The organism is Aminobacter ciceronei, from assembly GCF_014138625.1.
In the GTDB taxonomy this organism is placed as follows: Bacteria; Pseudomonadota; Alphaproteobacteria; order Rhizobiales; family Rhizobiaceae; genus Aminobacter; species Aminobacter ciceronei.
On record NZ_JACJHY010000002.1, the window covers coordinates 339,071 to 362,742 of the forward strand.

24 protein-coding genes and 2 pseudogenes are annotated in these 23,672 nt (G+C 60.7%); 20 read left to right on the forward strand and 6 right to left on the reverse strand.

Annotated elements, in window-relative coordinates:
- Nucleotides 1-7: 7 nt before the first annotated feature.
- From HNQ95_RS03790 to HNQ95_RS03800, 3 genes are all read left to right on the forward strand, one after another.
- On the forward strand, nt 8-1,201 hold the full coding sequence (locus HNQ95_RS03790; protein ID WP_312870905.1) for an acetate/propionate family kinase: 1,194 nt from the start codon (nt 8-10) through the stop codon (nt 1,199-1,201).
- Nucleotides 1,198-3,567, forward strand: coding sequence for a phosphoketolase family protein (locus tag HNQ95_RS03795; protein WP_182573364.1), 2,370 nt, complete (start codon nt 1,198-1,200; stop codon nt 3,565-3,567). Before HNQ95_RS03790 ends, HNQ95_RS03795 begins: the two co-directional genes overlap by 4 nt.
- A gap of 72 nt (nt 3,568-3,639) precedes the next feature.
- Nucleotides 3,640-3,849 (forward strand): cold-shock protein, encoded by a 210-nt coding sequence (locus HNQ95_RS03800; protein ID WP_182573363.1) that lies wholly within the window; start codon nt 3,640-3,642, stop codon nt 3,847-3,849.
- A gap of 230 nt (nt 3,850-4,079) precedes the next feature.
- On the opposite strand, the gene HNQ95_RS03805 is transcribed toward HNQ95_RS03800, so the two are convergent.
- Complete coding sequence (locus HNQ95_RS03805; protein ID WP_182573362.1) at nt 4,080-4,454, reverse strand: hypothetical protein; 375 nt, start codon at nt 4,452-4,454, stop codon at nt 4,080-4,082.
- Between the two features lie 95 nt (nt 4,455-4,549).
- Here HNQ95_RS03805 and HNQ95_RS03810 point away from each other — a divergent pair, with 95 nt between their 5' ends.
- Nucleotides 4,550-5,002 (forward strand): Vgb family protein, encoded by a 453-nt coding sequence (locus HNQ95_RS03810; protein ID WP_182573361.1) that lies wholly within the window; start codon nt 4,550-4,552, stop codon nt 5,000-5,002.
- 357 nt (nt 5,003-5,359) lie between these two features.
- Here the strand turns inward: HNQ95_RS03810 and HNQ95_RS03815 are convergent.
- Together HNQ95_RS03815 and HNQ95_RS03820 are read right to left on the reverse strand one after the other, a co-directional pair.
- Nucleotides 5,360-5,964 (reverse strand): annotated as a pseudogene (locus HNQ95_RS03815) (flavin reductase family protein).
- A 4-nt stretch (nt 5,965-5,968) separates the two neighbouring features.
- Complete coding sequence (locus tag HNQ95_RS03820; RefSeq protein ID WP_312870904.1) at nt 5,969-6,751, reverse strand: aspartate/glutamate racemase family protein; 783 nt, start codon at nt 6,749-6,751, stop codon at nt 5,969-5,971.
- A gap of 382 nt (nt 6,752-7,133) precedes the next feature.
- Here HNQ95_RS03820 and HNQ95_RS03825 point away from each other — a divergent pair, with 382 nt between their 5' ends.
- From HNQ95_RS03825 to HNQ95_RS03845, 5 genes are read left to right on the forward strand one after another with little or no spacing between them, the layout of a single operon-like run.
- Nucleotides 7,134-8,711, forward strand: coding sequence for a nickel ABC transporter substrate-binding protein (locus tag HNQ95_RS03825; RefSeq protein ID WP_182573359.1), 1,578 nt, complete (start codon nt 7,134-7,136; stop codon nt 8,709-8,711).
- Between the two features lie 11 nt (nt 8,712-8,722).
- Nucleotides 8,723-9,658 carry an ABC transporter permease gene (locus HNQ95_RS03830; RefSeq protein WP_182573358.1) on the forward strand — a complete coding sequence of 312 codons (936 nt, stop codon included), beginning with the start codon at nt 8,723-8,725 and terminating at the stop codon, nt 9,656-9,658.
- Nucleotides 9,649-10,557 (forward strand): ABC transporter permease, encoded by a 909-nt coding sequence (locus HNQ95_RS03835; RefSeq protein ID WP_182573357.1) that lies wholly within the window; start codon nt 9,649-9,651, stop codon nt 10,555-10,557. The genes HNQ95_RS03830 and HNQ95_RS03835 overlap by 10 nt, the downstream gene beginning before the upstream one ends.
- Complete coding sequence (locus HNQ95_RS03840; RefSeq protein ID WP_182573356.1) at nt 10,550-11,545, forward strand: ABC transporter ATP-binding protein; 996 nt, start codon at nt 10,550-10,552, stop codon at nt 11,543-11,545. Before HNQ95_RS03835 ends, HNQ95_RS03840 begins: the two co-directional genes overlap by 8 nt.
- On the forward strand, nt 11,542-12,582 hold the full coding sequence (locus HNQ95_RS03845) for an ABC transporter ATP-binding protein (RefSeq protein ID WP_182573355.1): 1,041 nt from the start codon (nt 11,542-11,544) through the stop codon (nt 12,580-12,582). Before HNQ95_RS03840 ends, HNQ95_RS03845 begins: the two co-directional genes overlap by 4 nt.
- A 710-nt stretch (nt 12,583-13,292) precedes the next feature.
- Here HNQ95_RS03845 and HNQ95_RS03850 read toward each other — a convergent pair.
- A complete protein-coding gene (locus HNQ95_RS03850) occupies nt 13,293-14,090 on the reverse strand; it encodes a phytanoyl-CoA dioxygenase family protein (protein WP_182573512.1) in 798 nt (265 codons plus the stop codon).
- Between the two features lie 83 nt (nt 14,091-14,173).
- Between HNQ95_RS03850 and HNQ95_RS03855 the strand changes: the two genes are divergently transcribed.
- From HNQ95_RS03855 to HNQ95_RS33535, 11 genes are all read left to right on the forward strand, one after another.
- Nucleotides 14,174-15,073, forward strand: coding sequence for a LysR family transcriptional regulator (locus HNQ95_RS03855; protein WP_182573354.1), 900 nt, complete (start codon nt 14,174-14,176; stop codon nt 15,071-15,073).
- Between the two features lie 997 nt (nt 15,074-16,070).
- A complete protein-coding gene (locus HNQ95_RS03860; protein ID WP_312870903.1) occupies nt 16,071-17,531 on the forward strand; it encodes a multicopper oxidase family protein in 1,461 nt (486 codons plus the stop codon).
- A 75-nt stretch (nt 17,532-17,606) separates the two neighbouring features.
- Complete coding sequence (locus HNQ95_RS03865) at nt 17,607-18,044, forward strand: DUF411 domain-containing protein (RefSeq protein ID WP_182573510.1); 438 nt, start codon at nt 17,607-17,609, stop codon at nt 18,042-18,044.
- 142 nt (nt 18,045-18,186) lie between these two features.
- Entirely contained in the window at nt 18,187-18,792 is a 606-nt protein-coding gene (locus HNQ95_RS03870) for a DsbE family thiol:disulfide interchange protein (protein WP_376769245.1), read from the forward strand.
- The gene (locus HNQ95_RS03875; RefSeq protein WP_182573353.1) at nt 18,789-19,304 is read left to right on the forward strand and encodes a TlpA family protein disulfide reductase; all 516 of its coding nucleotides are present in this window, start codon (nt 18,789-18,791) and stop codon (nt 19,302-19,304) included. Before HNQ95_RS03870 ends, HNQ95_RS03875 begins: the two co-directional genes overlap by 4 nt.
- A 76-nt stretch (nt 19,305-19,380) precedes the next feature.
- Complete coding sequence (locus HNQ95_RS03880; protein WP_182573352.1) at nt 19,381-19,632, forward strand: hypothetical protein; 252 nt, start codon at nt 19,381-19,383, stop codon at nt 19,630-19,632.
- 62 nt (nt 19,633-19,694) lie between these two features.
- Nucleotides 19,695-20,372 (forward strand): SCO family protein, encoded by a 678-nt coding sequence (locus HNQ95_RS03885; RefSeq protein ID WP_182573508.1) that lies wholly within the window; start codon nt 19,695-19,697, stop codon nt 20,370-20,372.
- Nucleotides 20,373-20,391: 19 nt separating this feature from the next.
- Nucleotides 20,392-21,213, forward strand: coding sequence for a DsbA family protein (locus HNQ95_RS03890; protein WP_182573351.1), 822 nt, complete (start codon nt 20,392-20,394; stop codon nt 21,211-21,213).
- A 3-nt stretch (nt 21,214-21,216) separates the two neighbouring features.
- Nucleotides 21,217-21,957 (forward strand): cytochrome c biogenesis CcdA family protein, encoded by a 741-nt coding sequence (locus HNQ95_RS03895; RefSeq protein WP_182573350.1) that lies wholly within the window; start codon nt 21,217-21,219, stop codon nt 21,955-21,957.
- Between the two features lie 29 nt (nt 21,958-21,986).
- The gene (gene petA / locus HNQ95_RS03900) at nt 21,987-22,544 is read left to right on the forward strand and encodes a ubiquinol-cytochrome c reductase iron-sulfur subunit (protein WP_182573349.1); all 558 of its coding nucleotides are present in this window, start codon (nt 21,987-21,989) and stop codon (nt 22,542-22,544) included.
- Between the two features lie 54 nt (nt 22,545-22,598).
- Complete coding sequence (locus tag HNQ95_RS33535; RefSeq protein ID WP_246340530.1) at nt 22,599-22,826, forward strand: GDCCVxC domain-containing (seleno)protein; 228 nt, start codon at nt 22,599-22,601, stop codon at nt 22,824-22,826.
- Between the two features lie 120 nt (nt 22,827-22,946).
- Here HNQ95_RS33535 and HNQ95_RS33375 read toward each other — a convergent pair whose 3' ends face one another.
- Nucleotides 22,947-23,147, reverse strand: a complete 201-nt coding sequence (locus HNQ95_RS33375; RefSeq protein ID WP_210289144.1) for a hypothetical protein — start codon at nt 23,145-23,147, stop codon at nt 22,947-22,949.
- Between the two features lie 289 nt (nt 23,148-23,436).
- A pseudogene (locus HNQ95_RS03910) lies at nt 23,437-23,580 on the reverse strand (transposase domain-containing protein); the annotation flags it as partial.
- Between the last annotated feature and the right edge of the window lie 92 nt (nt 23,581-23,672).

Consider the following 23,672-nt stretch of genomic DNA (forward strand, 5'->3'; position numbering starts at 1 on the left):
ACCATGGGTGCTGACGATCAATGGCGGCTCGTCGAGCATCAAGTTCGCTGTGTTCGAGACAGGCGCGGCCACCACCCGGCGGCTGCACGGCAAGATAGATCGGATCGGCGGGCGGGAGACGACGCTCAGCTTCACGGATCTGGCCGGCGGCGAGAAGGAGAGCCAGCCAATCGGCGAGATGGATTACCGGGCGGCCGCGAGCTTCCTTCTCGATTGGCTCGACCAGCGCATCAGACTGGCTTCGTTGAAGGCGATCGGCCACCGTGTAGTAAACGGCGGGGCGCGCTACAAGGCACCGCAACCTGTGACAAACGAATTGATGGGCGAATTGCGGCGCATCAGCGCCTATGCGGCCGAGCATCTGCCGTCCGAGATAGCGCTGATCGAACTGTTCAGCAATCGCGCCCCGACGTTGTCGCAGGTCGCCTGCTTCGACACCGCCTTTCACCAGAACATGCCGCGGGTGGCAAAAATCCTGCCGATTCCGCGGCGCTACGGACCGTTGGGCGTCGAACGCCTTGGCTTCCACGGCCTTTCCTATGAATTTCTCGTCGAGGAACTGACGCGCGTCGCGGGCGAAGAGGCAGCCTCGGGCCGCTTGATCCTGGCTCACCTCGGCAACGGCGTCAGCCTGTCGGCGGTTCGGAACGGCAAGGGCATCGACACGACCATGGGATTCACGCCCGCCGCCGGCGTGCCCATGGGCACGCGGGCCGGCGATCTCGATCCGGGGCTGCTTATGTTTTTGGTCCGCACAGAGGGCATGACGGTCGATCGATTTCACCGCATGGTCAATCACGAGTCCGGATTGCTTGGCGTTTCGGAAACGAGTTCGGATCTGCGCGATCTTCTGGACCGCGAAGCGAGCGACGTGCGCGCTTCCGAAGCCGTCGATCTCTTCTGCTACCAGCTCAGGAAGAGCATTGGCGCATTGGCCGCGGCGCTTGGCGGCGTCGATACGCTGGTCTTCACGGGCGGCATCGGCGAGAATTCCCCGGTTGTCCGGGCGCGCATTTGTACCGATCTCGATTTCCTCGGCATTAATCTCGACGCGAGGCGGAACGATAACAACGAGGCGGTCATTTCAATGGATGCGGACCACGTCAGCGTCCGCGTTATCGCGACCGATGAAGAAATGATAATCGCCAAGGCGGTCGGCCGCGTCCTGGACCACACTTCTCACAAGGAACTACGCACATGAACGAGCCGCTCTCGCCAGACCTCCTCCGTAAGGTGCACGCCTACTGGCGGGCTGCCAATTTTTTGTCGGTCGGCCAGATCTACCTCCGCGACAATCCGCTGCTCGACGAGCCGCTGCAGTTAACGCACGTGAAGCCGCGGCTGCTTGGCCATTGGGGCACGACGCCGGGGCTGAACTTCATCTACGTCCATCTCAACCGGATCATAAAACAGTTTGATCTCGACATGATTTATGTCGCGGGACCCGGACACGGCGGTCCTGGCTTGGTGGCCAACACCTATCTCGAAGGTACGTACAGCGAATTCTATCCCGATATTTCCGAGGACGAAGACGGCCTGAAAAAACTGTTCACCCAGTTTTCCTTTCCAGGCGGCATTTCCAGCCATGTCGCGGCGGAGACTCCGGGTTCGATCAACGAGGGCGGCGAACTCGGCTATTCGCTGATGCATGCCTATGGCGCCGCCTTCGACAATCCGGACCTTATGGTCGCCTGTGTGGTGGGCGACGGCGAAGCCGAAACCGCGCCGCTCGCCACCAGCTGGCATTCGAACAAGTTCCTCAATCCGGCGCGAGACGGCGCGGTTCTGCCGATCCTCCACCTCAACGGCTACAAGATCGCCAGCCCGACAATCCTTGCCCGGATCAGCCATGAGGAAGTCGAGGCGCTGTTTCATGGCTATGGATACAAGCCGTATTTCGTCGAAGGTGACGACCCGGACGTGCTTCATCAGGTCATGGCTGCAACGCTCGACCAGATTGTCGCGGAAATCCGCCAGATCCAGTCGGACGCGCGGACAAATGGTTTTTCCGGCCGGCCCGCCTGGCCGATGATCGTGCTGCGCACGCCGAAGGGATGGACCGGCCCCAAGCAGGTCGACGGCAAGAAGACCGAAGGCTCTTGGCGCTCGCACCAGGTCCCGCTGGCCGGTCTGGCCGGCGACCCCGGTCATCTTGCCGTGCTGGAAGACTGGCTGCGCAGCTACCGGCCGCAAGAACTGTTCGACGAGACGGGCAGGCTGCTGGCCGAGCTGAGGGAACTCGCGCCCCAAGGCGATCGCCGCATGGGTGCGAACCCGCATGCCAATGGCGGTCTACTCCTGCGCGATCTGCAACTGCCAGATTTCCACGACTATGCGGTCGACGTGCCTGCTCCCGGCACGGTCATCGGCCAAGCGACCCGTGTTGCGGGGACCTTTCTGCGCGATGTCATGAAGCTCAACATGGCGGAACGCAATTTCCGCGTGTTCGGACCCGACGAAACGGAATCCAACCGGCTATCGGCCCTGTTCGAGGTCACCAGCCGCGCCTTCACCGGCGAGATCGTCGAGGGCGATACGCAACTCGCTCCTGACGGCCGCGTCATGGAAGTCCTAAGCGAGCATCTCTGCCAGGGCTGGCTGGAGGGGTACCTGCTCACGGGGCGGCACGGGTTCTTTTCCTGCTATGAAGCCTTCATCCACATCGTCGATTCGATGTTCAACCAGCATGCCAAATGGCTGAAGGTGTCGCGCGAGGTCCCCTGGCGCAAGCCGATCGCCTCGCTCACCTATCTGCTCACATCGCACGTTTGGCAGCAGGATCACAATGGCTTCAGCCACCAGGATCCCGGCTTCATCGATCATGTCGCCAACAAGAAGGCCGACACGATCCGGGTCTATCTGCCGCCCGACGCCAACACGCTGCTCTCGGTCACCGACCACTGCCTGCGCAGCCGCGACTACGTCAACGTCATCGTTGCGGGCAAGGCGCCGGCATTGCAGTGGCTGGATGTCGCCGCCGCGGCGGGACACTGCGCCAAAGGCGCCGGCGTATGGAAATGGGCAAGCAATGACGGCCATGGCGAGGCCGATGTTGTGCTGGCCTGCGCCGGCGATGTGCCAACGCTCGAGACGTTGGCCGCGGCTGACCTGCTTCGGCGCCATGTTCCTGATCTCAAGGTCCGCGTCGTGAACGTCGTCGACCTGATGGCGCTGCAACCGCCCAGCCAACACCCGCATGGCCTGAGCGACGGCGACTTCGACGCGATGTTCACCACGGAAAGGCCGGTGATCTTTGCCTATCACGGCTATCCGACGCTGATCCATCGGCTGACCTATCGGCGCGCCAATCATCAGAATTTTCATGTCCACGGCTACAAGGAAGAGGGCACGACCACGACGCCGTTCGACATGGCGGTACTGAACGAGATCGACAGGTTTCACCTTGCGGCGGATGCCGTTGCCCGCGTCCCACGCCTTGGCGCGCGCGCCGGGCATTTCGGCCAGATCATGCGCGACAAGCTAGCCGAGCATTTCAGTTACATCAGGCAGCATGGTGAAGACATACCCGAAATCCGCAACTGGAAGTGGGCTGCGGCAGCGGAATGAGGCTTCCTATTCGGGGACCTGCGTGCAAGCGTACGGTCGCCGATTTGGATTTGTCAGGGAAGTGCCTTCGTTATGAGCACCGGTACGGTGAAGTGGTTCGCTTCACAGAAAGGGTTCGGCTTCATCCAACCTGATGATGGTGGGCAGGACGTCTTTGTCCATATCAGCGCCGTTGAAAGGGCAGGACTCCGTTCTCTTAGCGATTGCCAGAAGGTCAGCTACGAGATCGTACAAGACAAGAGGTCCGGCAAAACGTCGGCTGATCAACTTCGGACGATCTGACTGTAGGTCGTCTCTCGCGCAGACCTGGCATGTAGCAAAAGGGGGACAATTGCATGCCGCCGCTGATCAGCTGGATCAGAAACGGCGCTCAACGAAGCCAAGAACAGGCTCGGAATCCAAATGCGCGGCGCACGCTGCGTTCCCAGCTGGCGTGGCAGGGCTGGGTTCCTTCATCGCTCTAGGCTTCACGCTGCACAACGTCACCAATATTTTACCTTAGCAAGGGTCGATCACGTCACGGCAATCAGCGGCATGGATATGGCCAAAAAGCGATAGTCGCGCGATCGTGATCGACTGATTGTGGGGTCTGTCATCACTGCGGCGCAGTCGGGTAGTGTATTGGCCAGCGCCGCAGCAGCCCGGAGGTTCTCATGTACCGCCTCGTCCGCTTTGTCGCTCTCGCCGCCAGCCTTGCAGCCTTTTCGGCCACCGCACAGGAACGTCAGGTTTACGACCTTCCGCAAGGCGCACACCCGCACGGTGTTGCGCCGGCGCCGGATGGAAACGTCTGGGACACGGTCCAGCATCAAGGCGCGCTCGGCATCCTTGATCCCGAGACGGGCAAAGTCCGCCAGGTCCCGCTTGGGGAAGGCTCCAGGCCGCATGGCGTCATCCAGGGCCCGGATGGCGGAGCCTGGATCACCGACGGCGGGCTCAACGCCATCGTGCGCTTCGACCCGAAGACTGAGAAAACAAAAGTTTGGGCGCTTCCGGAGGACATCGGCACGCCAATCTCAATACCGGAGCTTTCGACGGCGACGGCGTCCTCTGGTTCACCGGGCAGAACGGAATCTATGGGAGGTTCGATCCCGCGAAGGGCGACGTGAAGGTTTTCCAGGCTCCCGAGGGGCGCGGCCCCTACGGCATTACCGCAACCCCTGGCGGAGACGTCTATTTCGTGTCGCTGGCCGGCAGCTATCTCGCAAGAATCGACCGCGAAAGCGGTGAGGCCCAGGTGATCGAGCCCCCGACCAGCGAACAGGGCGCGCGCCGCGTCTGGTCGGACAGCGGGGGAAGGCTCTGGATTTGGGAATGGAATTCGGGGCAGGTGTCGATGCACGATCCGCAGGTTGGAAGCTGGGACGCGTGGCGGGTGCCCGGCGACGATCCCCGCGTCTATGCGGTCTATGTGGACGAAAGTGACACGGTCTAGCTTTCCGATTTCGGGGGGAACGCCGTCCACGCCTTCGATCCGGAGACAAAGAAGTTCGCGACCTATCCCAAGTCGACCGAGGTCGAGCACGGATTTCGCGCTCATCTTTCTCGCTGGCGCCCTCAGATCGGTTGAACGGCTGCAGGCGGAGACACCTGTTCGAGCCGCAGTGTGGCTGTGGACCTGTAAACAACGAGTATCGATTTGTCTCAAAGCGCAGATCGCTGGTCGGGTAGAGGATTGCTTTGTCGATCTTAGAATGAGGGTTAGAGCTGAACTAACCATCGTGGATGGGCGGCCCCTAAAATCGCCCATCCACGATCGGTTGCTCAATGGGTAGATAGCCAGCGGCGGCAGTTAGGCCTTTGTTTCGCTGCCCGCTGACCTCTCATGATGGAGAAGCTCATGAGGCTTCTTCAGGGTAAACTGGTTGTCGGCGACGATATAGTTGTCGGCATGCAAACGCGCGATCGGCTGGTAGACCTCCGGCCGGACGTAGCGGCCACGGTCGAGGTATTCATCGCGCACATACATCTGCACGACCTCGCCGATGACGATGGTGCGGCGGCCATAGTCGAGGATCTGCGACACCCGGCATTCCATGGCGCAAGGCGCTTCCTCGATGCGGGGGGCGGCGAGCTTGACCGACGGCGTACTGGTGAGCCCCGCGAACTCGATCTCGTCGACATCGCTGGGGAAGTTGATGCCGGCGACCGTGGACGACGAACTCACCCGAACGCCTGATGTTGGCGACGGTGTCCTTGGCGGTGCCGTCGGGTCTGCATGCCGAGGATGAGCAGCGGCGGCTCATGCGAGAAGACGTTGAAGAAGCTCATCGGCGCGGCATTGTTGCAGCCGTGCTCGTCGATGGTGGTGACCAGCGCGATGGGGCGCGGCCCGACGAAGTTGGAGAGCAGCCGGTAGCGGTCATTTTCGGGCAGTTCGGCGAAATCGAAATCCATGGTCTTACCCTGAAATCGCGAAGCGTTCGGCTGATTGACGCTTGGTCGTCGGAAACAACTTAGTGGGAGCATAGCTGGAGAGCTTGCCGACATAAGGTTTCGGCAATGGGTACGCCAGGTCGCCAGCCTTGGACGTGCGCAAGCCCATCCCGACGATGGCTTCGGCAAATTTTACGGCTGCGGCCACGCCGTCGATCACCGGAACGCCGAGTCGTTCCTCCAGATACTTTGCCAGGTCCGCCATGCCGGCGCAGCCGAGAATGATTGCTTCCGAACGATCATGACGCAGCGCTTCCTCGCACTCGCCCAGGATGATGGCGCGAGCGCTGGAACCCGGCTTTTCAAGCTCCAGCACGGGGACATCGGTGGCCCGCACGCGCCGACAATGGTCCTGCATGCCGTAGTTCCGAACCAGATGTTCGGAGATGACGCGGGTGCGTTCGAGTGTCGTGACGATGGAGAAGCTGGTGGCGACAAATGCCGCCGCATACATGGCCGCTTCCGCAATGCCAATGACGGGAGCAGCGGTGATCTCTCTAGCGGCGAGCAGCCCCGGATCGCCGAAGCAGCCGATCACATATGCGTCGGCGGCATCCCCTTCGAGTATCTCATCGATGGTGCCCAGGACGCTCAAGGCTTCGTCGTAATGCCCTTCGATCGATGCTGCGCCAGACCGAGATGTTGCAAGAACAACTTCAGTGCCGGGTGCTGCAACCGCACGCGCGGCTTCGCCCATAAGCTCGGTCATCGAAGCAGTGGTATTGGGGTTTATCAGCTTAATTCGCACTAGTTCCTCCATTGGAGTATACAATTATTTACAAGATTTGGATTCATTGCGGAGCGCGATAGCTCGTCTCCGAATGCTTGCGTGGCTACCGTTTGCTTCGGCCAGCAGAGCGTCTGCAACTGTTTTTGGCCAAGTTTCACCGTCAATCTGGAGGGTGCCAAGCCTCCAGGTTCCGCTCGAGACGCCTCAGTGACGAGTTCGTCCTCCTCCACCAAACGTGCCATGCGATCTGACCGCCCGCGCAACTTCCTTTCAAAAAATACGATATTGACGAAAGATTGTATACATGCCTAGAATGATATGTCTATACAAGAGAGCGCTTATTTCCGTAACGGAAGTTTCAAGGCGCCAGGGAACGACCATCAAAGAGAGGAGCTACCCAATGACACTCAACAGGCGTTCATTTTTGCAGGCATCGTCGGTGGCCGTGGGGCTGGCCGCGGCCGAAGCCGCCTTTGTCAGGATTGCCTATGCCCAAGGGGCGGCAGGCACGTTACGCGTCGCCATTGCCAAGCCGGCGGGCAATCTCGATCCACAGAGCCATTACGCCATCTGGGCGATCCAGGATCTGATGTTCGAGCCGCTGGTGAAGTACGGCAAGGGCGGTCAGATCGAGCCCTGCCTTGCGACGGACTGGAAGATCGAAGACGGCGGCAAGACGCTCCAGCTGACGTTGCGCCAGGGTGTCACCTTCCAGGACGGCACAGCCTTCGATGCGACTTCGTGCAAGTGGAATCTCGCCCGCTGGATGGGCAAGGATCAGTACAGCTGGATGAACTGCTCCAAGTATTTCGAATCCCTTGATGTGGTCGACGACTATCACATCACCCTGCGTTTCAAGGAAGCGCCGCTCGCGCTCATGCAGGAGCTCTCCTACACCCGCCCCGTTCGCTTCCTGAGTCCGAAGTCTGTCGGCGCCGACGGCAAGTTCATCGAGCCCGTGGGTACGGGACCGTGGCAACAGGTCAGCGCCGACGACACCCAGAGTGTCTTCGAGCGGTACAACGGCTACTGGGGTGACAAGCCGTCTTATGAACGGCTCGAAGCCAAGGTTATCTCGGATCCACGTTCGCGGGTTGCGGCCTTGCGTGCCGGCGAGATCGACCTGATCGGTGGTTTCTGGGTTGCCGCGCTGACCCCGGAAGAAGCCAAGCAGCTCGAGACGGCGGGATTCAATGTCGCCATCGATCCGGGCAACGTCTCACTGGTGATGGCCTTCAACCCCGACCGTGCGGATGCGCTGAAGGACCAGCAGGTTCGCAAGGCGATCAGCATCGGCATTGACCGCGCGGCAATCTCCCAGGCGCTTTACCTTGGCTATGCCAAGCCGGCTGGCAACCTGTTTTCGTCGGCGCTGCCATATGCCGGCAAGCAGCATGACGCTCCTGTCCTCGATGTGGCTGCTGCTTCGGCGCTGCTGGAGAAGGCGGGTTGGACGGGCAGTCCCATCCGTTCCAAGGATGGCAAGCCGCTGACGCTCGAGATGGTCGTCAGCCCGGAGGCCATTCCAGGCTCGCGCGTGATCGCCGAAGTGATCCAGTCCGAGATGAAGGAGATCGGCATCGATCTGGTGATCCGCACGGTCGACCACGCGTCCAAGCACACCGACATGCTCGAGAAGAAGTACGATCTCGGTTTCTTCCTCACCTATGGCGCTCCTTATGATCCTTTCGGATCCGTTGTGCAGCTCTGCCTGTCGACCTTCAAGAACGACGTCGAAGGCAAGCTGGTCACTGACGCTGCAAATCTGGACCCGCTGATCAATGCGGCGACGGCGGCGACGGGGGACCAGATCGAGCCGACGATCCAGAAGGTCTACGACTGGCTCTATGACAACGACGCGATCGCGCCGCTGGTCTACGTGCCGACCATCTGGGCGCACTCCAAGCGCGTCCAGGGCTTCACCAGCCCGGTCACCGAATACGACATGCCGTACGAAAAAATCGTGCTGGCCGACTAAGGGAGGGTGCTTTGATCCACTTCATCAGCAAGCGGCTGAAGCATTCCCTGGCACTGTTGTTGCTGGCTTCCGTGGTCTGCTTCACGCTCGTCGTTTCGGCTCCGGGCAATGTTGCCGTCCTGATTGCCGAACTGCGCGGCGCAGTTGCCGTGCCAGGATACGTCGCTCAGGTCGAAGAAGAGATAGGACTGAACAAGCCACTGCTGATGCGCTACGTGGATTGGCTAGGTGATGCAGCCCGCGGAGATTTCGGCATCTCCTACAGAACGGGCCAGGCGGTCAGTGCGGACCTGCCGCATCGTATGATGGTCACCGGAACACTTATCGCAGGCAGCGCCGTGATTGCGACTCTGCTCAGCCTGCTTCTCGGGTTCCTGGGTGCCTTCTGGCCCTACAAACTGCCAGACCGCGTTTCGCGCGGTCTGGCCCTCATCGGAGCATCGACACCGACTTTCTTCGTCGGGGCGCTGATGATCTACGGCTTCTCCGTCACCTTCCAACTGTTCCCGTCCTTCGGTTTCAACGGTCCCGTAAGCTGGGTGCTGCCATGGCTCACCGTTGCGGTCCTGCCGGCAGCAGTGCTCAGCCGTGTCGTGCGTGTCGGACTGGAGGAGGCTATGACCAGCCCCTACGTGCTGACAGCCAAGAGCAAGGGACTGGGGCGCACCGCCATCCTGTTCCGCGAAGCGCTGCCAAACATCACACCTGTATTCATCAATGCACTTGGCACCCAGGTGGGATTGATGACGGCCACGGGGATCATCGTCGAGCCGCTCTTCGCCTGGCAGGGTGTTGGCGACTACTTCCTCGCCGGCGTGCGCTTCCGCGACTTCATGGTCGTGCAGGCATGCCTGCTGATCTTCCTCACCTTCTTCATCGTGGTGAACCTGATCGTCGATCTTGCGGTCTTGATGACTGATCCCCGCATCCGGCGCCAATGGAGCTGATCATGGACAAACTCAAGCCTATTTTCGCCCGGCTGAACAAGTTCCCCCGCGTGGCCCTGGTCGTCATCGGACTGTTCGTTGCGCTGGGCACCTTTGCCCCCTGGCTCGCGCCTCAGGATCCCAGCGCGCAGAACCTGCTACAAGGAGGCGCCGGACCAAGTGTCGCCCACTGGCTGGGTACCGACCATCTCGGGCGCGACACCCTCAGTCGCCTGATCATTGCCGCCAACACCTCGCTGGTCAGCGTCGGCTCGGTCCTCATCATCGCGATGACGATCGGCATCCTGATGGGCACGATCGCCGGCTATCACCGTGGCTGGGTCGACGACCTGCTGATGCGTGTCGTTGACGTGGGCCTGTCGGTCCCCAGCCTGATTGTTGCGCTGGCGGTCATTGGTATTGTCGGCCCCGGCTACTGGACCATGGTGCTGGCACTTGCGCTGGCATGGTGGCCGATGAGCGGTCGCATCAGCCGTGCGGTTGCGGTCAGCATCATGAGCAAGCCGCATATCGAAGCGCTGCGTGTGCTTGGCGCCAGCCCCTGGCGAATCTACTTCGGCCACCTGCTGCCCGGCACCATCGGCGCGGTGATGGTCTATGCAACGGCGGACGCCGGCACGGCAGCCCTTGCCGTCGCGACGCTCAGCTTCCTCGGTCTGGGCATTCAGCCGCCGACGCCGGAATGGGGACAGATGCTTGTCGACGCATTGCCTTATCTCGAGTCCGATCCGCGACAGGTCATCCTGCCCGGTCTGGCTCTGACGGCTGCAGTCATTGGCTTCAACACGCTCGGCGAAGCCATAGCGCTCAATCGCATCCCGAAGCCACTGACGCGGCGCATGCTGGCCATGCGGCGGATCGAAGTTGCCGGCTGGGGCAAGGAGAATTCCGATGCATGACGAACCGCTTCTGAGCGTCAGCAATCTGACTGTCGATCTGCTGACGGCCAAATCCGCTATCCGTCCCGTTGACGGGGTAAGCTACACCGTCCGCCAGGGCGAGTGCCTTGCCATCGTCGGCGAAAGCGGCAGCGGCAAGACCGTGATGAATTTCGCCCCCCTAGGTCTCATGCCGACTGGCGTAACGACGAGCCTGTCCGGGTCGGTGCGCTTCGGCGGGCGTGAACTGATCGGATTGCCAGAGCCCGAGATCCGCAAGATACGCGGCAAGTCCATCGGCTTCATCTTCCAGGATCCGATGAGCGCCCTCAATCCCGTGCGGCGCATCGGTCGCCAGATTGCCGAGATGGCGGAGCTTCACCTCGACATGACACCGCGTGCGGCAGAGGCGCGCGCGCTGGAACTCGTCAAGCTCGTTGGCATCTCCGATCCAGTTGCCCGGCTGCGCCAGTATCCTCACGAGTTGTCGGGTGGCCTCAGGCAACGCATCGTCATTGCCACGGCCCTGGCGGGCGAACCCAAGCTCCTTATCGCCGACGAGCCGACGACTGCTCTCGATGTGACGGTTCAGGCGCAGATTCTTCGCCTGCTCAAGGACCTGCAGCGCCGGCTCAACATGGCCATGGTGCTGATCACCCACGACATGGGCGTCGTTGCAGGTGCCGCCGACAATATCGTCGTCATGTATGCGGCACGGGCGGCAGAACGCGGTCCGGTGGACAAGGTCCTGGTCACACCGCGTCACCCATACACACGGGGCCTCATCAACGCGATTCCGAAACGGGAAGACCCGATCGGTTCGCAGTTCCGTGGACTGCCTGGCATTCCGCCGACGCTCGGAGCTCCGTTCAAGGGTTGTGCCTTTGCGCCGCGCTGCGACTTTGCAGTCCCCACATGCACGGCCAGCCGGCCTCCCTTGGTGCCTTCGGCGGACGGTTCGGTCTTTGTCGCTTGTCCCGTCGTCAATGAAGGAAGGGCAGCAGCATGACACACAGACCCGTTCTTAAAGTCGAAAACCTGCAAACCAGGTTCAAGAGCGTCCAGCGCGGCAAGTTTGTGCATGCGGTCGACGACGTTTCCATCGAACTCTATCCGGGTGAAATCGTTGGCCTGGTCGGCGAGTCTGGTTGCGGGAAGTCGACGCTCGGGCGCACGATCGTCGGGCTCGAGAAGGCAACCTCCGGACGGGTGCTGCTCGATGGCGTCGACCTCAGCACGCTTTCGGGCGCGGCGTTGCGCGACAGCCGCAGGGCACTGCAATACGTGTTCCAGGATCCCTATTCGTCCCTCAACGATCGCCAGACGGTCGGGGAGGCCCTCGACGAAGCCCTGCAGATCGACGGGATCAGGTCCAGGGCCGACCGCGACCGCCGTACCAAGGAGCTTCTCGACCAGGTCGGCCTGGCCGATGTCGTGAAGGACCGCCATACGCGCGAGCTCTCCGGTGGTCAACGCCAGCGCGTTGCCATTGCTCGTTCGCTTGCGGTCAATCCACGGGTGTTGATCTGCGATGAGCCGGTCAGCGCGCTGGACCTTTCGATCCGTGCCCAGGTGATGAACCTGTTCCTGCGATTGCAGAAGGACTTGGGCGTGGCCTGCCTGTTCATCGCCCATGACCTCGAACTCGTCAGGCAGGCGGCCTCGCGCGTCTATGTCATGTATCTCGGCAAGATCGTGGAGCATGGCCCGTCGCAGGAGCTCTACGACCATCCCAGCCATCCATACTCGCAGATGCTGCTGGCCTCTGTTCCAGAAGCCAACCCGATCGCCGAGAGGCAGCGCAAGGTCCCGCTGATGGTGGGGGAGGTGCCGAGCCCGACGAATCCACCGTCAGGCTGCAGGTTCCGAACCCGCTGCCCCATGGCGGTCGACGACTGCAGGCAGCAGGTGCCGCCAGCCCTCAAGCTGTCCCCAGGACACGATGCGGCATGCGTGTTCGCCAAGGACCTGCACCGCGGCAAGCGGTCGGCCCTGCTGGAGGCGGACGCGAATGCGGAGCGTGTTGGGGCCCTGGTTCCCTCCTGACCAGGACCCACGAAGCCATCCGGTGCGACGACCCAGGAAGTCGACCCTTCCGGCAGCTGCCCGGCTGCCGTGCCCCCCAGTCAGTTTCCTGGCGAGCACCGGATGGCTGCCTGTCTGACCCAGAGGGCCTACGACGAGACCGTCGGGTCCTCTGGGCCAGTGGCCACCGTGTGCTGATCGTCGGTTTTCAAGAAACCCTTCTCTGTTAACCAGCGCGTGAGGATGAGCTGAGCCATGGAGCTAGGAGACCTCATTTCGGCGTGCGCTGCCTGATCAAGCGCTTCCTTCAATGATGGAAGGACACGAATTGCCAATTGGGCAGTACGCGTTTCCTGTTTTGGGGACATATCCTTTCTCCGCAATCAGGTGAGCAGGATTTCGTGAAAGGCTATCGCGACAGCACAAAGCCCGCGATGGCCTCGATTGATCACGAGCATCTTGCCGATGCCATGTGGACCACAGGGGATGCGAGCATTCGCATAGCTACGTTATCGATGACAGACATCAGGCCTGGCCGAGGGCCTAGCCAATGTCCTTGGATGGCAGGTCAAGGTTCTTGGATCACGATGAGGGACCAGTACCTGACCTGCCACCCAGGAACCGCAAACCCCGTGGCAAGCCGAGATTGAGTTGGCGGTTCCCTCTCGGGCAGGGGAAGTCGCGAACTGCTGACTCAAGGTCCCGCAGTCCGCGACGCTGTAATCTGCGCTTTAGCGCCGCAAGATCACAGGAAACCAGTCCTCGCGAAGCCTGTCGCCTGGCCGCATTCCATGGCCGGGGAAGGGCGGCGAGGTGCGACCAGGCCGTTCCACGTAGCGTGCATCATCGCCAAGCAATCGAAGCGAGAAGGCGCGGCGGCGTGACTGGGTCTGGTTGCCGCGGGCGCCGTGAAGGGTCTTGTAGTTGAACGCTACCGCGTCGCCCGGCTCCATCTCCCATTCCAGGATAGTCATCCCTTCAGCGTCCGGATCCGGCACGGGCATGTAGGCCTGCGCGTCGGGATAGAAATTCTGCTCGGATAGCCAGCGCGTCGGCAGGACTGGCTTCTCCCACAGATGAGATCGAGCGACGCAGCGAAGTGAGGCTTCCCGCACCGGATCGAGCGGTGACCAGAAACTGACGGTCTGCCGACCTTCGACGAAGTAATAGGGCGAGTCCTGATGCCAAGGGGTCGGCTTCGATGTGCCTGGTTCCTTGACCAGAACGTGGTCGTGGAAGACCTGTACCGTGTTTGACTGCATCAAATCGGCAGCGACCAAGGCTGCGGGCGAGGCGCGGATCACTTCCTCGAACTCGGGAATCCGCTGCCAGTTGCAATAGTCATCAAAGAAACGTCCTCCTTCGCCAGCCTTGAGGTTCTCTGCGGCGTATTCCCCCGGTTCGGCCATGTTGGTTTCGACGCCCCGTCGGAGAGCGTCTACATGGTCTCGGAAAAGGCCTTTGACGAGCACGACCCCGTCGCGCTGATAGCTGTCGATGTGTTCCTGAGTGATAAGTGGGTGAGGCATGGCGGTCTCCCTGTTGATTGATGGAGCATGCCGGGGCCTCTTTTTAAGTTCCAATAATATGTTGAAAACAATAATATAGGTTCATGTTATATATCTCGTTGAGGCAGCTGGAATATGTCGTGGCCGTAGCTCGCGCAGGCAGCCTGACTGTGGCGGCCCAGCAGGTTAACGTTTCGCAGCCGGCGCTATCGGTAGCCATCACCCAGGTCGAGGAGCACCTGAAACAGAAGCTGTTCCATCGCCGGAAAGGCACACCCGTGACGCTCACTGGGTACGGTCGGCTCTTTCTCGCAGATGCAGAGGCACTCTTGGCCGAGGCAGCTCGACTTGAAAGTCCTGGAGGGCTAAGCCAACGGCGGCTTGGTCGCATCGTATTTGGCGTGTTCGACGATCTGGCGCCAAGTCACCTCGCCCCATTGCTGAGGCTGTTGCGGGCGCGGTTTCCTGAGCTGGAAATCCGGACAAGGGTGGCCACCTTTGAAGTGCTCGCGCAAGCTGTCCTCTCAGGCGATATAGACTTGGCCTTAACGTATGATCTGGGGCTCGATGCCAGTTTTCAGCGGGAGCTTTATGCGGAGGTGTCGCCGCAGGCTTGGCTTCAGCCTACGGATCCGCTGGCGAAGCGCGATCAGATCTCCCTTTCTGATCTCGCCCAGCGACCTTTGATCCTGTCAGATCAAGGTTTGTCGATACGGCACATGCTCGGGCTCTTCCGATCGATTGGGGCAACGCCACAAGTCGCTCATAGGGCTGCCTCTGTTGAGGTGCTGCGTAGTCTTGCGGCCAACGGCGAGGGCGTAGGCATCAGCTATACCAACCCAACTGGGACTCTAAGCTACGATGGAAAGCCTCTCGTCCGATTGCCGATTGCCGATGTTCAGGCCAAGGAACCAATCGTGTTGGTCAACAATAGGGAGCAGCCAGCGCCATTGCCTGAGATTCGCACTGCGATCTTGGGCATGTCTGGCTTGGCCGATCTCTGAGGTATTCTAGTTGATCGAGGGCTTGGCTTGACCCGCCGGGAGCTCCATTGGCCGTTCATCGCGTCCTTACTTCTGCGGTTAGATGCCTTTCACATGATCACATTGGTGCACAACCTCATACGCTGACCCTCCCGGCCGCCTCCAGCATACGAACGGCGATCAAAGGCTAGCTCTCATCCTGACTGTTACACTCTTTGGACGAATCCGCGGCGAGCCCACAAAGTCTTTTTTCGGTTCCTTGCACACTGCAGCGAGATGCGCGCATGCAGAGCAATCCCCCAAGTCCGACGCCGCAGTCCTAGCCCACCGTTGCCGCCGCAGTCTGCATTTTCCTGCCGATGGTGGCACGACGTAAGCGTGAAGGCGCGGTAAACCGCAGTCCGCTCTCCTAATCGAGTCCTTTAGGCATGAGGTCTACACCTAACCGTGATCGAGGCGCGCCGCTTCGTCGCATCAATTAGGGCGCGCTCATATTGAGAAGGCCTCGTCGGCGCTGTAGATTGCGCGTCAATGCGCTGGTCGATCAGACATGTTTTCGCCTTGCTGCTCGCTGCCTTCGTGGCCACGGGGCTTAGCTTGTCGTCCGTTCAAGCCAGCGACATGGCGGTCAAAATGACCATGGCTTCCGACATAGGCATGCCTGCCGACGGCGGCTGCACAGGTTGTCCCGACGTGGGCACTGATGGCAAGATGACAGTTTGTCCTCAGGTCTGCATTGCTCCGGTACTTGCCATCGTTCCGCAAGGCTTGGCCGCTGTTGTCGTTGCTCTGACGCCTCACCTGACACCCATGCCGTCTGCGTATCTGCACGGACGCTCAGCCGTGCCAGACCCTTATCCTCCAAGACCCAGCCGCGCTGCCTGACACAGTGGATCCGCTTTTGGGCTAATCCCGGTGTCTGTGTGCATCTACCCGCTCTGTCGGGTGCCGATGGCGATATGCGGGCCTCCGTGCCTGCGGTGTCGGCCATCCGCGATTACGGCCGAAGGATTTGGAAGTGTCCGTCAATTCTAATTGCTCCGTGTCCCGCCGGGAGCTTCTCCGCGCAGGCACAGGCCTTGCTGTCGCATCGGCAATGCTATGGCCGCGGCTCTCTCTCGCTGCGGCTGCCAGCGACTACGAAATCGCGCCCGGTCCAGGTCGCGCCTTTCTGAAAGGGGAGCAAGGTCAGTCCACCAGCGTATGGGCATATAACACCCGCATTCCTGGACCAGAGGTTCGAATCCGCCAAGGACAGCCCGTCCGCATCGTCGTCGAAAACCGCCTCGAGGAGGACACGACCGTACACTGGCACGGCATCCGGCTGCCGAATGCCATGGACGGCGTGCCAGGGCTTACGCAGCCACCAATCAAGCCTGGCGAACGCTTTGTCTACAAGTTCACGCCTCCCGATGCTGGCACATTTTGGTACCATCCTCACGCCAACAGCCTGCAGCAGCTCGGCCGAGGTCTTGCCGGGGCCCTGATTATCGAGGAACCCGAGCCCGTTCATGTCGACCGCGACGTCCTGTGGGTGCTCGCCGACTGGCGATTGGATTCAGACGGCAAGATCGCGCCTGGATTTGGTAACCCTATGGAAGCGGCCATGTCAGGTCGCGTCGGTAATTCGGTGACCCTCAATGGCTCGGTGCCTGAGGACCAGAGTGTACGGGCTGGAGAGCGCGTCCGCCTGCGCCTGATCAACGTCTCGTTGGCCCGCATCATGGCGCTGCGTTTTGAGGGGCACACGCCTGTCATTGTTGCTGTGGACGGCCAGCCCTGCGATCCTCACGAGCCAAAGGGCGGTCGCCTCCTACTAGGCCCCGCAATGCGCCTCGATCTTGTCATCGACATGCAGGGCGAGTCAGGCAAACGCTACGCTGTCATCGACGATTTCTATGACGGGCTCGCCTATGAGCTGACCAATCTCGCCTATGCGAGCCAATCGCCGCTGCGGAAAAACCCGCTCAATGCTCCGCTGCGCCTGCCGCGCAATCCACTCCCGGTGCCGGACCTTCCGAACGCCGAACGTCACGAAATGGTCCTCCAAGGGGGCATGCCGAGCATGAGGGACATGATGGGCGGCGGCAAGATGCAAGGAATGAGCCGAATGTCAGGCGGCATGGCGGGACACGGCCCCGCCATCTGGTCGATCAACGGTACGTCGATGACAGGCGACGGACACGACGCCGAAATACCCCCGCTCATCACGCTTAAACAGGGTCGTAGTCACTTCATAACGATGCGCAACGAGACCGCCTGGTGGCACCCGATGCATCTGCATGGGTTCAGCTTTCGCGTGATCAATCGCAATGGAGCCCCAGTCCCCCATAACCAATGGGCCGATACCGTCCTGCTCGCTCCCAAGGACACTGTCGACATTGCCTTCGTTGCCGACAATCCCGGCGACTGGATGCTTCACTGCCACGTCACCGATCACCAGACGGCCGGACTGATGACAGTGATTAGGGTGGCATGAATGGAGACGCGCGACGTGACAGCCAGATTGAACCAACTCGCCAATTCCGCCGACAACCTGGAAAGGAAAATACCAATGCTTCGGATTCTCGCTTTCGCTGTACTTCTCGCAACCAGCCTACCCCCTGTTCATGCAGGTGAGGCGCACAAGGCTGTACTTTACAAGAACCCACAATGCGGCTGCTGCGAAGGCTACGCGGACTATCTGCGCAAGAATGGTTTCGAAGTCGAGGTCAAGCCTACGAATGACTTGGGCGAGATCAGTCGGAAGGCCGGGGTGCCCGGAGATTTCCAAGGCTGCCACACCATGTTCATCGATGGCTATGTAATCGACGGGCACGTGCCCGTGAAGGCTGTCGAAAAGCTTCTCACAGAGCGGCCCGCTATTGCCGGAATTTCGCTCCCGGGCATGCCAATGGGTTCACCCGGGATGGTCGGCGACAAGACTGAACCCTTCACGGTTTACGCCATCACCAAGGACGGCAAACAGCCAACTGTCTACACGACGGAGTGACGGCATGTCGGATGGCATGCGAATAGAGGATCGGGAACATCGTCCGCCATGGCTTTCATCTTAGCGGGAGGACCTCGCGAACTCCTGCCACCTGTTGGCCGTCAGGCGGTGGCCTCCGGACAGACAGCCGAGGCGTATCATGATGGTCAATAACATGGCCTCCACAAAGCCCAAGACCGATGCGGCTTATCCCGTCAGTCGGCGGCTGATGGTTATTCTGCCTGTCGCGGTGTTTGCCGGGCTCGCCTTCGTGCTTGCCTGGGGGCTGAACCGGAACGCGGCGGACATCCCTTCGGCATTGATCGGCAAACCAGTTCCTGAGTTTAGCCTGTCCCCTGTTGAAGGGCGGAAGCTCGGTCTGTCGAGCACCAACCTCGTTGGCGAGATCTCGTTGGTCAATGTCTTCGCTTCATGGTGCGTCGCCTGCCGCGAGGAGCATCCCGTGTTCATGCGACTCGCATTGGATAAGCGGGTGCCGCTTCACGGCCTCAACTACAAGGACAGGCCAGAAGACGCCGCGAAATGGCTCAACACGCTGGGCGACCCGTACACGCGCACCGGGGCCGATCTGAATGGCCGCGTCGCCATCGACTGGGGTGTCTATGGCGTGCCGGAAACCTTCGTCGTTAGCGTTGATGGGCGCATTGCCTACAAGCACATCGGTCCGGTGACGGAGGCGGCCCTCAACGGCACGATCCTTCCGCTTGTCGAACGCCTTCGAGCCGAGGCGAAGGAGCGGCAGCCATGAGGATGTTCGCCTTTGTCCTGCTCATATTTGCGCACCCGGTTCTGGCTGCGGAAACGCCGCCGAACTTCGCGATGCACGAAACGCCGAAGCCTGTGCCAGAAATCCATTTCGAGAACGGCGAAGGCCAGCCGAGAACACTCGCGGACCATCTCGGCAAAGTCGTGCTGCTCAACGTCTGGGCGGCCTGCTGCATCCCTTGCCGGAAAGAAATGCCGGCACTCGACCAATTGCAGACCGAGCTTGGCGGACCGGACTTCGAGGTCGTGGCCCTGTCGATCGATCGGGCAGGGCCGGATGCAGTGCGCAAATTCTTCGCCGAGATCGGCATTCAACATCTCGCCCTCAACATCGACGCTTCCGGCAAGGCGATGTTCGCCCTTGGGATTATCGGCCTGCCGGCAACGATCTTGATCGACCGTGAAGGCCGGGAAGTCGGGCGGCTGATCGGTCCGGCCGAATGGGACTCTCCCGCAATGGTCGCCTTCCTGCGCGACCGTTTTGACAATGACTGAGAAAGGAACGCCCATGACGAACATCCAAGCATCCGAACTCTCAGATGCATCTGGGAGTGCTGCGAGGACCGACGCCTTGCAGCGCTTCTTCAATGGGCGAGGTGGTCTTGTCTTGGTGGCAGCCGCAGCGGTGACGGTTGGCATCGTTTCCAACTGGAACTGGCTGGTAGCGGCTGGGATCACGCCGCTGCTGTTGTCCGGGCTGCCGTGCGTTGCGATGTGCGCCCTCGGCCTATGCATGAGCCGGATGAAGGGCAATTCGTGCCACTCCGATGCGGTGGCTGATGAGCCATCCGGCAAATCAGAGGGCGAAAGGCAGGAGCAATGACGACCTCTAGCTTAAGTGCCCTTTTCCACGGACTGTCCGACGGATTCGTTGCCAGAAAGACCATGCGTTTGCTCGCACGCGTTGCCGCCGCCCTGGTGCTGGTCATAGCGATTGCGACAACTGTCGATGCGCACTCGCTCGATGAAGTCGAGGCCATGATCGGCGGCACGGAGAAGTATTTCCAGCCGATCGACAAGCCCACTCCTGATTTCGCTCTGCGGTTGGCGCGTGGTCGCACGGTGCGCCTTGCCGACCTCCACGGAAAGATTGTCATCCTCCACTTCATCTACACCTCCTGTCCGGACGTCTGCCCTCTCCACGCGGAAAAGATCGCCGAGGTCCAGAAACTGGTGAACGACACGCCGATGAAGGAACTCATCACCTTCGTGACCGTCACCACCGATCCGTCCAGGGACACGGCCGAGGTGATGCGCGCCTACGGCCCGGCGCATGGTCTTGATCCCGTGAACTGGCTCTTCCTCACCACCACCCAGGACGAACCCGAGGACACGACCCGCAAGCTTGCGGAGGGCTTCGGCCACAAGTTCACCAAAACAGATGACGGCTTTCAGATGCACGGCATCGTCACGCATGTGATCGACAGGGATGGAACCTGGAAGGCGAACTTCCACGGGCTGAAATTTGATTCAGTCAACCTCGTGACGTTCGTTAACGCGCTTACCAACGGAACCAGTCGTCCTCACGAACACATCAAGAAGAACTGGTGGGAGCTTTTTTAAAAGAAGATCGGAAACGGCCATGACGGAAAACCGACAGCGTTCTTCGACAGTGACGTGGTTGTTGTTCACGATAGCAGTGGTTGGTGCCGCTTGGGCTTGGTTCGCGCTCGATCCCGGGTTCAGAAGTCCGCAGGAGTCGGCAGCAGACAATATCGTATCCCAGGCCGCCTTCGACCAGCGACTGCGAGACTATTTGCTGGCCAATCCCGAAGTCATTGTCCAGTCGATGCAGGGCCTCGAAGCGCGCCAACGCGAAGCCGAAGCGACAGAGGCCCAAGCCGCACTGTCGGCGCGCGCCAACGAAGTGTTCCGTGACCCGGACAGTCCGGTCGGCGGCAATCCGCAAGGCGATGTCACGATGGTGGAGTTCTTCGACTATAATTGCCCCTATTGCCGCCAGGTCGCGCCCGTGATGCGTGAAGCGGAATCCGGCGATCCGCAGTTGCGCATCGTTTACAAGGAGTTTCCGATCCTTGGCCCCGGCTCGGTATTTGCCGCCAAGGCCGCGCTGGCCGCCCATCGCCAGGGGCAATACACGGCGTTCCACATCGCCTTGATGCAGGCCAAGGGCAAGGTTGGGGAAGCTACGGTTCTTCAGGCCGCGGCGGAAGTCGGCCTGGACGTCGATCGCCTCAGGAAGGATATGGACGATCCGAAGGTTCAAGCGGCCATCGACCGCAACGTCGGATTGGCTCAGTCCCTGCGCATCAATGGAACGCCTGGTTTCGTTATCGGCGACCAGGTTTTGCGCGGCGCGACCGACCTCGCAACAATGAAGACCCTGATCGCACAGGCGCGGGCCACAACGGACACGCCATTGGCGCAAGAAGGGAAGAACTGAACGATGTCGGGAATTTCCAGCAGTGGGTTGCTGTCCGCCTTTGTCGCGGGGATCGTCTCGTTTTTGTCGCCCTGCGTGCTCCCCCTCGTGCCCGGCTACGTTTCCTACGTGGCTGGGAGGACGGCAATTTCCGGGGCGGCTGGCGATGCGGTCTCGCAGCGATTGCCAGCAGTCGGCCTAAGCCTCTGTTTCGTCGTTGGCTTCTCGACGGTCTTCATCGTGCTTGGTGCCAGCGCTACCGCCCTCGGCCAGTTGCTGATCGCCTACCGCTACGAACTGAATATCGTAGGCGGCGCAGTCGTGATCCTCTTCGGGCTGTTCATGATTGGAACCATTCGCCCGATGTGGGGCATGCGCGACCTGCGATTTCACACTGATCTCCCAGGCGGTCGCCCCATGTCTGCCTATCTGCTTGGATTGGCGTTCGGTTTCGGTTGGACACCATGCATCGGGCCGATCCTCGGAGCGATCCTGACCGTGGGCGCGGCGTCGGCGACGGTCGTTCAAGGCGTAGCGCTGCTGGCGGTCTACTCGTTGGGTTTGGGCATCCCCTTCCTGTGTGCTGCCCTATTCACGCACGCGCTGACCAAACGGCTGCGGACTATTGGCAGGGCGGGCATGGTCCTGCAAACAGCGGCGGGTGGCGTCATGGTGATGATGGGGGTTGCGATGATCGTCGGTTACCTGTCGGCCTTCTCGTTCTGGCTTCTCGAGAATTTCCCCGTCCTGACGCGGATCGGGTGAGCCGCCGCGGGTGGGGGAGGAGTGATGCGATGCAAGACAACGGACTCGAAACCATTCATCCGGCTGGGCCGACAGAGACCCGCCGCGATTTCCTCTTTGTGGCAACGGGAATGGCCGCCGTCGTCGGTACTGCCGCGACCTTCTGGCCGTTCATCGATAACATGAGACCGTCGGCCGATGTGACCGCGCTGGCAACGATCGAGGTCGATCTGTCTTCAATCGAGCCTGGCCAGCGGGTGACCGTTAAATGGCGAAGCCAACCGCTTTTCGTGGTCAGGCGCACGCCGGAAATGGTTGCGGCCGCCGTCGCGGACGATCTCAATTCCGGACTGCTCGACCCTCAGGCGGATGCCGAACGTGTCCAACGACCGGAATGGCTGGTGGTCGTTGGCGTGTGCACGCATCTGGGATGCATTCCGCTCGGCCAGCGGCCGGACGAGCCGCACGGTCCATACAAAGGCTGGTTCTGCCCCTGTCATGGATCGGCATATGACGTTTCCGGGCGCGTCAGACGCGGACCAGCGCCTCGCAACCTTCACGTGCCACCTTATGTCTTTCTGGACGACAGCAGGATCCGGATTGGCTGATCAACGCCGAGTTAAGCTTGACCAATACAGCGCAGACGTTCGGAAACATCGCACATGACCGTCCTGACCAGCACAATCACTTGTCCCAAATGCGGGCATAAGGAAACCGAAGTGATGCCGACCGACGCCTGCCAGTTCTTCTATGACTGCAAGGGCTGCGGAACAATGCTGCGTCCAATATCGGGAGACTGTTGCGTGTACTGCTCCTACGGTTCGGTCCCTTGCCCTCCGGTGCAGGAGCCTGGGAAGAGCGACTTCCCCGGGGAGGGTTGCAATGCCTGAGGAAGATTTTCGGCCGCCCATGGAGTTGAATACATGCCTGCCTGCGCCAAGCTCGCAGACATCGGCAATTGCAAGCAATCACCTTGACCTTCCTGTCGCTGGGAGAGTGATGATAGCTAGCTAGGGAGCGATGCGATGATCGCCCACAGGCAAGACCTCGACCAAGCCATACTTAAGGCCTTCAAGATTGCCAATGACACTGGTCGGCTCGACATCGCCGACCATCTGCTCCACGCGCTTGAATGCCTGTGCAGTGATCTCGGGGGAGGATGTCTTGACGAGGCCTACCGCATTGTCTGCGATGCGTCTGACAGTCGCCACCCGAAAGCGGACCGCAAGGGTGGCCGGAGAAAACGACCAAACGGATGTTCTTGAATGCGTGCTTGAGGGAGGGTGCCTTAGCTGTCACCCCATCTATGCCTCTGTCATACGCGTTCGCTGAGACGCGGATATTTCGAGGAAGATGCGGTCGCTTCGTACGCCGCCATGCACATGTTCCCAGAAACAATTGTCCGGCCGCGATGCCTTTTTGCACCGTTTCCTTCGTGCCGTCGAGGGGCGATCTGACAAATCTTCCGCATGTTCTGTGGCCATGACGTAAGCGGTGTTCTCAGGCCACGGCCTTGAGCTCGAGCTTGTTGATGTAGACCCAAGGCAGGAGATCGTCGATCTGGCTGTTGGGGTGGCCGTTGACGATCCTGGTGAGGACATCAGCGAGATAGCCGAGCGGTTCGACACCATTGAGCTTGCAGGTTTATGCCGACCGTCGAACTATGCCGAGTGAGCAAGTTTTTACCAATGCTTTCAGTAACGTAGCGGTAGCAGGATCGGCATAGCCTAGGCTCT

Excerpts from the sequence above, each read along its gene's own strand:
- HNQ95_RS03845 (WP_182573355.1), top strand. The coding sequence starts at position 11,542 with ATGACACACAGACCCGTTCTTAAAGTCGAAAACCTGCAAACCAGGTTC.
- HNQ95_RS03885 (WP_182573508.1), top strand. The coding sequence starts at position 19,695 with ATGCGTTTGCTCGCACGCGTTGCCGCCGCCCTGGTGCTGGTCATAGCG.
- HNQ95_RS03795 (WP_182573364.1), top strand. The coding sequence starts at position 1,198 with ATGAACGAGCCGCTCTCGCCAGACCTCCTCCGTAAGGTGCACGCCTAC.
- HNQ95_RS03800 (WP_182573363.1), top strand. The coding sequence starts at position 3,640 with ATGAGCACCGGTACGGTGAAGTGGTTCGCTTCACAGAAAGGGTTCGGC.
- HNQ95_RS03870 (WP_376769245.1), top strand. The coding sequence starts at position 18,187 with ATGGTCAATAACATGGCCTCCACAAAGCCCAAGACCGATGCGGCTTAT.
- HNQ95_RS33535 (WP_246340530.1), top strand. The coding sequence starts at position 22,599 with ATGACCGTCCTGACCAGCACAATCACTTGTCCCAAATGCGGGCATAAG.
- HNQ95_RS03855 (WP_182573354.1), top strand. The coding sequence starts at position 14,174 with ATGTTATATATCTCGTTGAGGCAGCTGGAATATGTCGTGGCCGTAGCT.
- HNQ95_RS03890 (WP_182573351.1), top strand. The coding sequence starts at position 20,392 with ATGACGGAAAACCGACAGCGTTCTTCGACAGTGACGTGGTTGTTGTTC.
- HNQ95_RS03875 (WP_182573353.1), top strand. The coding sequence starts at position 18,789 with ATGAGGATGTTCGCCTTTGTCCTGCTCATATTTGCGCACCCGGTTCTG.
- HNQ95_RS03825 (WP_182573359.1), top strand. The coding sequence starts at position 7,134 with ATGACACTCAACAGGCGTTCATTTTTGCAGGCATCGTCGGTGGCCGTG.
- HNQ95_RS03865 (WP_182573510.1), top strand. The coding sequence starts at position 17,607 with ATGCTTCGGATTCTCGCTTTCGCTGTACTTCTCGCAACCAGCCTACCC.
- HNQ95_RS03840 (WP_182573356.1), top strand. The coding sequence starts at position 10,550 with ATGCATGACGAACCGCTTCTGAGCGTCAGCAATCTGACTGTCGATCTG.
- petA (WP_182573349.1), top strand. The coding sequence starts at position 21,987 with ATGCAAGACAACGGACTCGAAACCATTCATCCGGCTGGGCCGACAGAG.
- HNQ95_RS03895 (WP_182573350.1), top strand. The coding sequence starts at position 21,217 with ATGTCGGGAATTTCCAGCAGTGGGTTGCTGTCCGCCTTTGTCGCGGGG.
- HNQ95_RS03850 (WP_182573512.1), bottom strand. The coding sequence starts at position 14,090 with ATGCCTCACCCACTTATCACTCAGGAACACATCGACAGCTATCAGCGC.
- HNQ95_RS03835 (WP_182573357.1), top strand. The coding sequence starts at position 9,649 with ATGGAGCTGATCATGGACAAACTCAAGCCTATTTTCGCCCGGCTGAAC.
- HNQ95_RS03805 (WP_182573362.1), bottom strand. The coding sequence starts at position 4,454 with ATGCGGCCTGGAGCCTTCCCCAAGCGGGACCTGGCGGACTTTGCCCGT.